Origin of the sequence: Cytobacillus kochii (assembly GCF_044790165.1) — a bacterium.
GTDB classification, from domain to species: domain Bacteria; phylum Bacillota; class Bacilli; order Bacillales; family Cytobacillaceae; genus Cytobacillus; species Cytobacillus kochii.
The window spans coordinates 1265892-1279402 of record NZ_CP085254.1; the positions used below are offsets into that span (position 1 = coordinate 1265892).

At 36.3% G+C, this 13511-nt stretch carries 12 protein-coding genes; 10 read left to right on the forward strand and 2 right to left on the reverse strand.

Features of this window, described 5'->3' with window-relative positions:
- Nucleotides 1–87: 87 nt before the first annotated feature.
- Complete coding sequence (locus LG276_RS06805) at nt 88–1239, forward strand: DEAD/DEAH box helicase (RefSeq protein WP_251163123.1); 1152 nt, start codon at nt 88–90, stop codon at nt 1237–1239.
- Nucleotides 1240–1628: 389 nt separating this feature from the next.
- On the opposite strand, the gene LG276_RS06810 is transcribed toward LG276_RS06805, so the two are convergent.
- On the reverse strand, nt 1629–3152 hold the full coding sequence (locus LG276_RS06810) for an FAD-dependent oxidoreductase (RefSeq protein WP_224935354.1): 1524 nt from the start codon (nt 3150–3152) through the stop codon (nt 1629–1631).
- A gap of 176 nt (nt 3153–3328) precedes the next feature.
- Here LG276_RS06810 and LG276_RS06815 point away from each other — a divergent pair, with 176 nt between their 5' ends.
- Nucleotides 3329–4471 carry a PLP-dependent aspartate aminotransferase family protein gene (locus LG276_RS06815; RefSeq protein WP_251163122.1) on the forward strand — a complete coding sequence of 381 codons (1143 nt, stop codon included), beginning with the start codon at nt 3329–3331 and terminating at the stop codon, nt 4469–4471.
- Nucleotides 4472–4781: 310 nt separating this feature from the next.
- Entirely contained in the window at nt 4782–5261 is a 480-nt protein-coding gene (gene rraA / locus LG276_RS06820) for a ribonuclease E activity regulator RraA (RefSeq protein ID WP_224935361.1), read from the forward strand.
- Between the two features lie 685 nt (nt 5262–5946).
- Here rraA and LG276_RS06825 read toward each other — a convergent pair.
- The gene (locus LG276_RS06825) at nt 5947–6861 is read right to left on the reverse strand and encodes a VanW family protein (RefSeq protein ID WP_251163121.1); all 915 of its coding nucleotides are present in this window, start codon (nt 6859–6861) and stop codon (nt 5947–5949) included.
- Nucleotides 6862–7028: 167 nt separating this feature from the next.
- Between LG276_RS06825 and LG276_RS06830 the strand changes: the two genes are divergently transcribed.
- The 7 genes from LG276_RS06830 to abc-f all read left to right on the forward strand — a co-directional run bounded on the left by LG276_RS06830 (nt 7029) and on the right by abc-f (nt 13257).
- Complete coding sequence (locus LG276_RS06830) at nt 7029–7367, forward strand: flagellar basal body rod protein (protein ID WP_224935367.1); 339 nt, start codon at nt 7029–7031, stop codon at nt 7365–7367.
- 26 nt (nt 7368–7393) lie between these two features.
- Nucleotides 7394–8038 carry a PspA/IM30 family protein gene (locus tag LG276_RS06835; RefSeq protein WP_251163120.1) on the forward strand — a complete coding sequence of 215 codons (645 nt, stop codon included), beginning with the start codon at nt 7394–7396 and terminating at the stop codon, nt 8036–8038.
- A 98-nt stretch (nt 8039–8136) separates the two neighbouring features.
- Complete coding sequence (liaF, locus tag LG276_RS06840) at nt 8137–8868, forward strand: cell wall-active antibiotics response protein LiaF (protein WP_095370112.1); 732 nt, start codon at nt 8137–8139, stop codon at nt 8866–8868.
- Nucleotides 8865–9908 (forward strand): sensor histidine kinase, encoded by a 1044-nt coding sequence (locus LG276_RS06845; protein WP_224935374.1) that lies wholly within the window; start codon nt 8865–8867, stop codon nt 9906–9908. Before liaF ends, LG276_RS06845 begins: the two co-directional genes overlap by 4 nt.
- Complete coding sequence (locus tag LG276_RS06850; RefSeq protein WP_095370110.1) at nt 9905–10540, forward strand: response regulator transcription factor; 636 nt, start codon at nt 9905–9907, stop codon at nt 10538–10540. The genes LG276_RS06845 and LG276_RS06850 overlap by 4 nt, the downstream gene beginning before the upstream one ends.
- A gap of 455 nt (nt 10541–10995) precedes the next feature.
- Nucleotides 10996–11163, forward strand: coding sequence for an RAxF-45 family protein (locus LG276_RS06855; protein ID WP_224935376.1), 168 nt, complete (start codon nt 10996–10998; stop codon nt 11161–11163).
- A 207-nt stretch (nt 11164–11370) separates the two neighbouring features.
- Nucleotides 11371–13257: a ribosomal protection-like ABC-F family protein gene (abc-f, locus tag LG276_RS06860; RefSeq protein WP_251163119.1), complete on the forward strand. Its 1887-nt coding sequence runs from the start codon at nt 11371–11373 to the stop codon at nt 13255–13257.
- Nucleotides 13258–13511: the final 254 nt, after the last annotated feature.

Consider the following 13511-nt stretch of genomic DNA (forward strand, 5'->3'; position numbering starts at 1 on the left):
ACCTTTATATTATGTATTATAAACGTATTTCATCTGTATGAAGTCGTTTTAAACTGTTTATCGTTAAATAAAGGAGTTATATCATCTATGGAAGTTATTGGCGAACTAAAGCCGTTTATTAAAAAAGTATGGGAACAATCGCAATTTAAACAACCAACAAATATACAGCAAGAGGCGATTCCTGTTGTATTAGAGGGAAAAGATCTTATTGCTCAATCCCCAACAGGTACCGGAAAAACGTTAGCGTATTTATTACCTGTTTTAGAAAAGATTCAACCAGAAAGCAAGGATGTGCAAGTAGTTATTCTCGCATCATCTCAAGAGTTAATTATGCAAATCTTAAGTGAAGCACAAAAGTGGGGAAGAGATAGTAATATCCGTAGTGCATCGTTTATCGGTGGTGCGAATGTAAAGCGACAGTTAGAAAAATTAAAACAACGTCCACATATCGTTTTGGGTACCCCAGGTAGAATACTTGAATTGATTAAGCAAAAGAAATTAAAAATGCATGCGGTAAAAACAGTTGTCCTTGATGAAGGTGATCAGCTTCTCATTCCCGAACATCTAGAACATGTGAAAAGTATAATAAAGGCAACTTTAAAGGAAAGACAAGTAGTGCTGTTTTCTGCTACTTTACCTAAAACAATAGAAGTGGAAGCTAAAAGTTGGATGAAATCACCAGAGATTATCACCATTGAAAAAGATGAGACGATTACAGCAGGTGATGTGAAGCATATTTACTTTAACGTGGAACAACGGGAAAAAGTTAAATTATTGGAAAAGCTTTCTCGAATGGATCATTTGAAGGCGCTGGTATTTGTTAAGGATATCCCCAATATCATGATTATGAAAGAAAAGCTAGAGTATAACCATATTCACGTAAATGTACTTCACAGTGATTTAAATAAATTCGAAAGATCTAAAAATTTGAATGGCTTTAGGAAAAAGGATGCTCGCTTACTTTTATCAACAGATGTAGCAGCGAGAGGTTTAGATATTAAGGGAATTACCCATGTCATCCATTTTGACTTACCGCGTGAGAAAACCCAGTATATCCATCGCTCAGGGAGAACAGGACGTTTTGGTGCAGATGGAACAGTGGTATCACTTGTTACCATGAATGAAGAAAGAGATTTAAAGCGCTTTGCTAAAGAATTAAATCTTCAATTAGAAGAAAAAATTATGCACGGTGGAAAAATCGTCAATCCAGAACGTCAATCAAACGAAAAAGGACGCTAAGGAGTAATGGTGTAAGACGCTACAATAAGAAATCATAGAAAATCCGCAACAAGGTTTGATGGTTGCGGATTTTTTACCTTTTTGTTCTATATCGCTATCCTTCAAGATGGAAATGGAAACAACTTCAATCTATCGATGCCGATTTTGATTAATTAAGAATGGACAAAAACATCTATATGTACGGGGATTGAATACCCATACTTCATCCGTTTTATTATGATTTGTACGTAAAGACGACTTACAGGCAGTTCTCTGCTTCTATCCTCTACATTATGTGCGTAAACATACCTTCTCCTATTTTTCCAACCACTTATGTGACATTATTCTATTTGGAAGCCGCTCTAATCGCTTACCAGAAAAAACTTAGCTGACCTTTAAGGTCATATGCATTAATCCATCTTTTCCAAAGGTTCAGTTGCTGGACCTTCAATGACCTCGCCATCATATGAAAAACGTGATCCATGACATGGACAATCCCAAGTGCGCTCGCCTGCATTCCATTCTGTCTCACAACCTAGATGAGTACAAGTCGTGTCAACAATATGAAGTTGGCCATCATCATCGCGGTAACAGCCTCGGCGTTTTCCATCCACTTTCACCAGGCCGCCTTCATTATTTGCTAGATCCTCAGGGTGCTTAAATTCTGGCTCGAGTTTCCCTTTAATTAATTGTCCTGCAACATCTGCATTATAAGTGATAAAGTTTTTAATACTAGGGTTCGCATGAAATCTCGATGGGTTAAAAAGTTCCTGATAAGGTGTATGCTGTTCAGTTATCAAATCTTTTAACAAAATTCCAGCAGCTGTACCGTTTGTCATACCCCATTTGCGATAACCAGTAGCCACGAAGATATTATTTTCATCAGATGTGATAGGACCAATATAAGGTATTTTATCTAATGAAGTTAAATCTTGTGCAGACCAGCGAAAGGTGATTGGTTTTTCCCCGAAGACCTCATTAGAGAAAGCCTGTAATGCCTCGTAATGCTGAAAAGTGTTAATGCCTTTTCCTGTTTTATGACCCTCTCCGCCAATAAGAATAAGTTTCTTCCCAGTCTCCTCTGAAGTTGTAGCACGGATCGAACGGACAGGGTTATTGGCACAATAGTACATGTTTCCTTCAAAATCGTCGTCACTTTCGATAGCAATTACATAGGACCGTTCAGGTAAAAGCCTGGAGAAATATAATCCTTTCCATTTTAAAAATGGGCTATGGGATGCCATCACAACATAATTACATAAAATACGATGCCCTTTATTCGTTATGACAACAGGTTGTTTACCTTCCTCGATATCAACGACCGTTGTATGTTCATAAACAGTACCTCCTAAGTCGATGAAACGCTGAAGTAAGCCTTCTAAATATTTAACCGGATGAAATTGTGCTTGATTGTTCATTTCAAGCACACCTGTAGTTGGAATGGAGAATGGGATACTCTCTTTTAATTGCCCTATAATCCCCAATCTTTTATAGGCGTCATATTCAAAAGTTAATTTTTCACTGTATTGATCATTGGTTGCATAGATAAAAGAGCTTTCATTACTAAAATCGCAATTTATATTTGCAGCTTCTTTTTCAATCATTTTTATTGCATCAGCTTGGGCTTCATAATACAGTCTTGCTTGCTCTATGCCGAAATGTTCAATCAACTCGTCATATATTAAACCATGCTGTGCGGTCACTTTTGCCGTTGTATGACCAGTCGTTCCTGCTAAAACTTCCCCGGCGTCTAATAAAATCACTTTCAAGCCTTCTTTTGCCAATAAGTAGGCTGAAGTAATCCCTGTTATACCAGAGCCAATGATAACTACATCTGTTTTAGTGTTACCGTCCAATGATTGATATTGGAGTTGTTTTGCTTCCAACCAATACGATTGAGGGTATTTCGGCATCTTATTTTTTTCATTATTCATACAATCACCTCTAAAATATATATCTCCGTTTAATATAGCCTTATGGGTGTTTCTTATACTTCTTTCCTCAATTGACGTAAAAAAGTACAGTGAGCTATAATGATAGAATTAAGAAATTTATGAAAATAAAACAAGGTGATTTATACTTTTAGCGTATAAAAAGGAGATTCAGTAGAATGAAATTTGAGACGGCTTTATTACATGGAGACAAAAAAGAAAAGCGCACAATTCAAAGTAAAGCAACACCGATTTATCAAACCTCTGCATTTACTTTTAAAAGTTTAGAAGAACTAGAGGGTTTTTATAGTGGAAACGGCAACTACTTGTATACGAGATCAGGCAATCCTAACACCGATGAGTTGGGAGAAGTTGTCGCCAGATTAGAAGGTGCAGCAGCAGGAGTTGCAGCTGCATCAGGTTTAGGTGCCATAATGGTAGGAATATTAGCAGTGGCTAAAAGTGGTGATCATATTATTGCTACTGATGATGTGTATGGAGGAAGCTTTCATCTTATTGTGGAAGAGCTCACGCAATTTGGTATAGACGTAACAATTGTTCCTTTTAGCGATATGACGCAAGTCGAAGCGGCAATCAAAGAGAACACGAAGCTTTTATATACAGAATCAATTACGAATCCATTATTAAGAGTAGAAGATCTTAAAGCTGTTGTATCATTGGCGAAAAAATACAATCTGAAGACATTGATTGATAATACCTTTGCTTCACCGTTTCATTGTCAGCCGATTGAGCTTGGGGTAGACATGGTTGTTCATAGTGCGACCAAATATATTGGTGGGCATAGTGATGTCACTGCTGGTGTCATTGTTGGTAGTAAAGAGTTAATCGAACTGGCTTCAGCAAAAGTCGTAAATCTTGGTGTGAACTTAAGTCCTTTTGAGGCATGGTTAACAGTAAGGGGGGCAAAGACATTAGCATTAAGGATGAAGGAACAATCTTATCATGCGAAAAAAGTAGCAGAAGCTTTACTTATTCATGAGGGAGTGGAGAAAGTTTATTATCCTTTCGAACAAAATGGAGCATATGGATATGGGGCAATGGTCACTATCGAACTAAAACAACAAGCGGATGTATCAACTTTTTTCCGTTCACTAGGGTGGATAAAAATTGTACCTACTTTAGCTGGTGTTGAATCTTCTGTTTCACATCCAATTACAACTTCGCATCGTGCGGTACCAAAAGAAACTTGTGAGGCGTTAGGCATTAATGAGCATTTGATTAGAATCTCCATTGGTATTGAACATTACGAAGATATTATTTCACAGATTTCCATGGCTATTGAGCAAGCAATGAATAAGTAAAAAGAAAGGCTGTGACGGAAGGTGGTCACAGCCTTAAAATATTTAATTTAAGAGGTCATCTATCTCTTCTTTTTTTTCATCTATTTGGGTAGAATCTTTTGAATGAAGCGCGTACCTTAATGTGTAAACAAAAACGCCAGCAGCCAAACCAACGATGAGTAAATAAGCGCTTGTTGCTATCCATAAATAAGCGATAATGATCCACCCCTTTCATTACACTTATATGCAAGTTATCACTTTTTCTTTCCATTAGACAAAGGAAACTTTTCATCGGATGACGAAATTAATTAGTAGAGTGAGGAGGGATATCATGTCTTTTAAAACAGCAGATTTATGTGACGACCATCATGAATATGTAAAGGTAAATCAAGAAGTATTCTATTCATACGGTAAGAAAAAGAGATTCCATGGTAAAGTTTCAACAGTTAAGGTTTTTGAAGATAATGTACTTGTACTTGAAGCACTGGAAAGTATCCCAGAAGGTCATGTCCTTGTTGTTGATGGTGGTGGGTCAAGGCGATGTGCACTTATGGGCGATCGATTAGCAAAAATTGCAGAAACGCGCGGGTTGGCGGGTGTCATTATATATGGTTGTGTGCGAGATACAGCAGATATAGCATCAATGGATATTGGAGTATTAGCAATTGGTAGTAGTCCATTAAAAAGTAGAAAAGCTGGCAAAGGAGATAGGAATACGATCGTGACATTTGGGGGGCTTGATTGGTTGCCAGACGAATATGTATACGCTGATGAAGATGGTGTCATTGTTTCAGAAAAGCCATTGTTATAAAAGGGAATAATAAAAATGATCCTTGGTCTTGCCCCTTTCAAGTAGTCAACATAAAAAGCTAAGCAATGAACGCGTGTCATAATATTTAATAGGCACGCGTTTTTTATCTCCGTTTGTCTCCGTTTGTAATCGTAATGGTAAATGTAATCCTCGAGTAGTTTGTCTCCTGCCTTCCAATTACTTATATACTGCTATGCGGTAGGGTGAAGTGAAAAGAGTAATCCTATACAGCTTTCCTTTGCGTGAGTGGCTGCTCTTAATTTCATATATACCCCTAATCGGCAGCTGAATAGCTTTAAGTTATATTCGGAGACTTGATCTAAAACGGAGAACGGCTAACTATGTTTCTCTTGCCTATTTTGCTACCGTTTTATATATAAGTTCAATTCATTTCTGTTGGCTAGCTTTCGAATGATAAGTGGTATGTGCATTGCTGTCATTATCAGAGTAATTAATTTAGCACCCATATTCATCTAAATCATCTGTAATAAGGAGACGGCCTCTTTTAGATTTCTTTGGCATAGAAAAAAACCTCCTCCAAGTAGTATTCTTTTCTTCATGGAATCATGAAGGTTTTTTTATGTCTACTTGAAGGGGACATGAACATTCGTTATTTAAGAACTAAGGCTGGCACTTTTAATGCCCAGATGGTTACTAAAATAAGGGTCAAATATAATTCTCCTTTTTAAGTATCCCCGTTTGCACGTATTTCTTTTGGTAATATTTTTGAAGCATTGGGAACATGGCGTGGTGAAGTCTCAATTTCGTCTGAAGATTTGATTACAACAATCATTTGGCCACCATAAACGTGTGCGCTTATAAGTAAAGGAAACTCATAAGGGTTTGTAAAGGTGAAGTCTGGTCCATACCAACTTACCGTTGCGTCTCTTCCTTTTGGTACATAAGGGACTCTTTTGCTATGCGAGAATCTCTCGCCGATCTCAACACCGGCACGATCGACGGCATTAAATAGTGTGGAAGACACCTGGCATATCCCGCCACCAATATCTTCAGACAGTTCCCCTCTTACAATTACGGGCGCACGTAGGTATCCTTTATCCTTCGTTCTTCTCCCAACAACCTCATTAAAAGAAAATGTTTCTTCAGGGAAAATGACATAATTATTAATGGCCTCGGTAGCTAAAGAAATATTATGAGAGCGATTTTGATTATTGCTATTAAAGTAAGTGACATACTGTCCAATTGTTTTCACATTGATTTGACTGATTAAGTCTTTATCCACTCTTGCTGGTACAGAAATAAGAGGAAGCTGGATAGTTGAGACTCCTTTGGAAAAATAATAGCGAAAAAATTGATTCTTGAATTCTTTACGGTATAAACGCTTACCTTCAATTTCTGAGATAATCATATTTCCTTTTATATAAGCGTCTTTAGGGGCAATAAATGTTTTTTTATCGAGATCCTCCAAAAATGTCTCGAATTTTTTCATTTCAATAAACGGTAAATTGGACTGTGGAATAGCAAAGTCTTCTCTTTGTATTTGTGTGATTACTTTATCTTCTTTTTCAATTGTGAATATGGAATCATCATTGATAGGTGAAATCATTAACAAAAATGAAAGCAACCAAGAATGAGACATTGTCACACCTCCCAATTGTAGTATGAACTTAAATTAGTTTTACATGTATAGAATAAAATGGGGGCTCAGCTCTCGTTCAGACTTAAGTCTTAGAGCAAAATCAAGCTGTGGCACGTTATGTACGATCTTATAAATAGGTAAGATAAATAGTGAAAGGAGGCAGAGAAATGAAAAAATTTCTTTTAATCATAGCAGGGGGAATTGCGGCAATAGTTGTATTGGCGAATTTAGGTTCACTTATCGCATTAGCGATTACAGCTGCATTACTTTATTTAGTATTTAAACAATTTATCAAAACAGATGGTTGGGAAAAAGTAGCTTGGGGTACTGTAGGTGTCGTATTACTATTGTTCTCTATCAGTAATATCCCAGCAATTTTAGCTGTTCTAGCTCTTTATGTCATTTACCTGATTTATAAAAATTGGAATAAAGAAAAGCCAAAGACAAAACAAAGCGATGATCCATTTGTGAACTTTGAGAAGCAATGGTCCGATCTTCATAAATAATCATGGAAACAATAGGAGGAGACATTATGGTAAATCTATTAACAAGAATTAAAAACACGATTGTAACAGATATCAATGAGGTGCTCGATAAAAAAGAAAGTAAAAATCCCATAGCAATATTAAATCAGTATTTGAGGCAAAGTGAGCAAGAAACAGAAAAAGTGAAAAAATATATAGAAAGACAATTTAAACTGAGAGAAGAATTTCGTAAAGAACTTGCCCATGCTATGGATATGGCAACTAAAAGAAAAGAACAAGCGGAAGTTGCAGAACGAGCAGGTGAAGCGGAGCTAGCAACATTTGCGAAGACAGAAACACAGTACTTTTCTGAAAGAGCAGATAAATTACAAACGATGGTGGCAGAAGCATCAGAGGAGCTTGGAAAGTTAGAAAGACAGTATGAAGAAATGAAGCATAAACTAAAGGATATGCAAATTCGCCGCATGCAATTAATGGGGAGAGAAAATGTAACCCGTGCTCAAGTAAAAATGAATAAAGTATTAGGAGAAGAACACTCCCACCAAACTGCTTATGCTAAGTTTAATGATATGGAGAAATATATTTCAGAGTTAGAACAAAAAGTGCAAAATCAATACTTCCATAATCATATTGATAAAAAAATTGCTGATTTAGAATTGAAAATGAAAAAGGATGATTCCTTGCAGTCATAAAAACATGGTATGCTAAAGATAATTGACCGAGAAACAAGCATTGAAAGGCGTAAGGCCGACTTGCGCCTTTTAAACAACATGATTAGGAGGGATGTCACATGTTTGAAAAATGGAATGAGGACTATAAAATGTGGATATTCATTGCCTTAGCAATGATTATTTTAGAAATGTTCTTTTTTAATCATGGGCTCATCTTCTCAATTATCATTGAAATTGGTATGATCTATATTGGTCGTAAATGGATGCCGAAAACTAGGGGCAAGGTCCTTTTTTGGCTAGGAATTTTACTTTTTGCGATTACTATATTTAATATGATGGCATTCAAGTTGTTAATCCTTGCACTTATTGTTCATTTTGGTTATCAATTTTACTTAACGAAAAAGAAACCAAAGAAGGTTCAGCCTAGAGCAGAACAGCGAAAAGCAGATGAGCGAAAAGAGGCTGTGGTTCAGAAGAAGAATTTATTAACGAATAAAATCAGTGGGCACCAAAATACTTCTGAAGAGGTATATGAATGGGGAGATATAAATATCCAATGTGGCTTAGGGGATACTGAGATTGATTTGAGCTATACGGTATTACCTAATCAAGAGAATATCATCTTTATCAAAAACCTTATTGGAAATGTACGCATATATATTCCTTATGATGTAGAGGTGTCAATCAATCATTCTGTTATTGTTGGCTCTAGCCAGATTTTCGATTTGGTAGAAAAAAGAGCTTTTAACCGCAATTATATTTTTGAGACGGAAAATTATAACCAAACTGAACAAAAGGTGAAAATCGTCACCTCTTTAATTGTGGGTGATATAGAGGTGAAGCGCTCATGAATATGGCTCAACGTCAGATCTTATATGGAGTGCTTCTTTCACTACTATTACTTATCAGCATGATGTTGTCGTTTTATTTTGTTTTCCCTATTCGCCTGATTGATTTCTGGCATTTTAAAGTCGTTGATATTCCCTTTGCATTGTTTGCACCAATGATAAGCATCTTATTAGGTGTTTTTTATGGGTTATTATCTGGTTATAGATGGCAGAAGCAACTGAAAGAGATGGAAGGCTGGCTTCATGAGGTAGAAGAAGGAAGAGTACTCACGGTTAATCATGAAGAAGTAAGTGCTGATGTTCAAAACATATACCAAAGAATAATCAAAATACAGAAGCAAATATCAGAACAGGCCAAGTATACGCAACGGCTCGCAAATGAAAAAGCGAAAGATATTGATAATCGTATGCAAGAAATTATTTATGAAGAAAGAAATCGTTTGGCAAGAGAATTACACGATTCAGTAAGTCAACAATTATTTGCTGCTTCTATGTTAATGTCAGCGATTATGGAACAAACAGAGGAAAAATCGGCCAATGAGGTCAAGCAATTGCAGTTAGTAGAAGGGATGATCCATCAATCCCAGCTAGAAATGCGTGCTTTATTGCTTCACCTACGCCCTGTTGCCTTAAAAGGAAAAAAGCTAATAGAAGGAATCGAGGAACTGCTGCTTGAGTTAAAACAAAAAGTCACCATGAATATCAAATGGAGAGCAGAGGACTTTTATTTAGATAAAGGGATTGAGGATCACCTTTTTCGCATTCTACAAGAATCTGTTTCCAATACTTTGCGTCATGCAAAAGCAGACACCTTAGATGTATTACTTATTCAACGTGACGGATTTGCTATTCTACGTATTATTGATGATGGTATCGGTTTTAATGTAGATAAGGCAAAAGCAGGTTCATACGGTATTCAAAATATGTATGAAAGAGCACTAGAGATTGGTGGTACATTAAAAATGATCAGCCTTCCTAATAAAGGAACAAGATTAGAAGTAAAAGTACCCATTATTGAAGGTGAAGGGGGCGATGAAAAATGATACGCGTATTATTTGTAGATGACCATGAGATGGTGAGGATTGGTGTGACCGCTTATTTATCAGCTCAACCTGATATAGAAGTAATTGGCGAGGCGGATAACGGTAAACAAGCGATCGAGCTGGCAATGGAATTACGACCAGATATTATTCTAATGGATCTAGTGATGAAAGAAATGGATGGGATTGAAGCGACAAAGCAAATTGTTGAGCAATGGCCAGAAGCAAAAATAATAATTGTAACGAGCTTCTTAGATGATGAAAAGGTTTATCCCGCACTTGAGGCAGGAGCTACTAGCTATATGTTAAAAACATCAAAAGCAAGTGAAATTGCACACGCGATACGCAGAACACAACAAGGAGAATCTGTCTTAGAACCTGAGGTCACTGGAAAAATGATGTTAAAGATGAGAGGAAAAAAAGAACAACCTCTCCATGAAGAATTAACCAGTAGAGAAATGGAAATTCTACTTCATATGACGCAAGGAAAAACTAATCAAGAGATTGCTGATGAACTATACATTGCTTTAAAAACCGTTAAAACACATGTAAGTAATATCTTAAGTAAACTTGATGTCCAAGATCGCACTCAAGCCGTAATCTATGCATTTAAGAATCATATAGTCAAAGAATAGTTTAGAGAGAGTTTTGTGATGAAGCTCTCTTTTTTTTGGCCTTAACCGATTGGTGTAGAGATGCATTTACCTTAACTCTATGTCAAATGTTGATGTCCTTTTAGTCAATTAATCAAGGGAAAGGGATATTGATATAGCTTTTGCACTGCTATTTACTGGGGATGCTTAAGAGGATAGTTAACTTAGAAAATTTTACTCAGAATAAAGGAGCAAGGGTATTAATCACCCAATTTATAATAAGCCTACATTCAGAAACAGTGAGTAGATTATTATGATATTTAGAAATTTCAAAATAGTCATTGTAGTGTGCGCATCAATATATCGGGTATATTAGTCTTTTCCCACAGCATAGAAATCAAAAAAACGATAAAAATATATGTTTGAAAATGATTGTTATTTTAGAATATTTCATTTAAACTAGTAGTAATTGAATGGAAAAAGGAGGTGTAGAAGAGATGAGTGGAACTGTTTTAACGCGTGGAAAATGGCTTGAACATATAACTATTTTCTGTGCAATTTTTGGCGCAATGACTGTTAACGGGATACGTCTGTCCTTTTATAACCATTGCATAGCTAAAATAAGCAGTCAAACATCTCTTTACACCCGTCAAAGAGCACAATGATAATACTGAATATTTACTTGTATGGATACAGGTGAGTATTTATATTTAAATGAGAAAAGGGTCACAGGAGAAGTTTATTCTCTGTGGCCCTTTTTTTTCACCTAATCAAATTTCTGTCTAGCTCATGTTGCTTGCGGTGGTAGGAAAAAAAGAGCTTTAACGCTGACAAGTGACGAAATGAGCTATTCTTATATGGAGGAAAATGAAATGATAACGAGCGGACAAAATATAACGAAATTGTACGGTGGTGATACAGTCTTCACTAATATTAGTTTTGACATACGGAACCACTCGCGAGTAGGTATTGTTGGAAGAAATGGTAGTGGAAAGTCGACGTTGTTAAAAATCATGGCTGGGATAGAACAACCTGACCAAGGTCAAATACATTGGCGTAAACATATTGTGATTGGCTATTTACATCAAATACCAGAATATAATGAATCGGTTATTGCTTTGGATGTAGTGGAGGAAGCCTTTTCTAATTTACTTGAGGTGAAAAGAAAACTAACAGATATGGAACAAAAATTAGCTCAATCACAAACCTCGAATGGGGTGGAACATCTACTCAATGAATATGGGAAGTTACAAGATTATTTTATGAATGACGGAGGCTATGAAATAGAGGGAAAAATAAAAACAGTCATTAATGGGCTTGGTATAGAAGCATTAATGGAGAAAAAGTTTCAAATGCTTAGTGGTGGTGAGAAAACAAAAGTTTGCTTAGCCAAAGAGCTACTTAAGAAACCAGATTTATTATTATTGGATGAACCGACAAATCATCTTGATCTCCAAGCTGTTGATTGGTTAACAAGTTTTATTAAAGATTATGAGGGGACAATTGTTATGGTTTCACATGATCGGTACTTCCTTGATCAAACCGTGTCGATGATTATGGATTTAGAAGATGAAGGATTAACGAATTATCATACCAATTATTCTGATTATGTAAAAGAAAAGGAAAGTCGACTATTACAGGAATTTCAAAAGTATGAAGATCAACAGAAGAAAATAAAAAAGATGAAAGAATCGATAAAAAGGTTAAGAGAGTGGGCAAATCAAGCCAACCCACCTAATGCCGGGCTCCATAAAAAAGCAAGTAGTATGGAAAAGGCACTAAATCGGATGGAAAAGGTAAAAAAACCCGTTTCTCATCGCAAAATACATTTAAATTTGGCAGCAGAAGAGAGAAGTGGGAAAGACACGTTAGTTATAGAAAATATGACAAAGTCTTTTAGTGGAGAGTTTGTGTTAGAAAGTATTGACATGCATTTACGTTTTCAAGATCGTGCAGTGCTTGTTGGAGAAAACGGCAGCGGTAAAACGACATTAATAAAATTAATTTTACATCATTTACTTCCAGATGAAGGAGAAGTGCGAATAGGTAGTAATTGTAAAATTGGCTACTTAGCACAACAAGTATTTACAGAGAGCGAAAACCAAGAAAAAACCGTACTACAAATGTTCAGGGACATACATGCTGTAGCGGAGGGAGAAGCGAGAGGGATTCTAGCAAATTTTCTTTTCTATGGTTATGCCGTCTATAAGAAGGTGAAACAGTTAAGTGGTGGTGAGCGCATGCGACTGCGTTTAGCACAACTCATGTATCAAAATGTGAATTTTCTTATCCTTGATGAACCCACAAATCATCTCGATATTGAATCGAGAGAAGTGCTTGAACAGGCACTGCAGGAATTTCAAGGAACGATCTTAGCTGTTTCTCACGATCGTTATTTCATCGAGCTATTATTCAACCAAACGTATATATTGAATCAGAGAAGGCTTTCCTATTTTAATGGATCATTCACATATGCATGGGAAAAGTGGTGCAACCAAATTCAACAGATGGCACCTCCAATTAAGGAAGCGATAAAAAAGGTTGAAAGGGAAAGTACAGTAAAGCAAAATATTCATCAAACAGATGGTATAGAAGAGGAAATGGAAGAGCTAGAAGAAAAATTACAGATAATAGAAAGAAAGATGATGACTGGTGAAGCCTTGAGCATGCTGCAAGACTTACAATGTGAAAAGGAACAATGTCAAAGAGAGCTAGATTACCTATATAAGAAGTGGTCAGCATCTTTATTGGAAGAATAGATAGAAAAGTGAGAATTGAAAAATGGGTCGCTACTATCTGTGCCAGCTATAAATGGGTAGCATGCAAGCTAAAAATAGGAACGGAAAATCAGACTGTCTATATCTGTGCAAATGGATATAAAAATCCGCAAGAAGTGTTGACAAATGAAACATCCCCACACATCCATCTTTCATTTTTGGTGTGCAGGCAGTTGATGGATGAGCAAACAGAATAGCACAGTAAAAAGGGTTGCCCAAAAGTCACTTCTTCGACT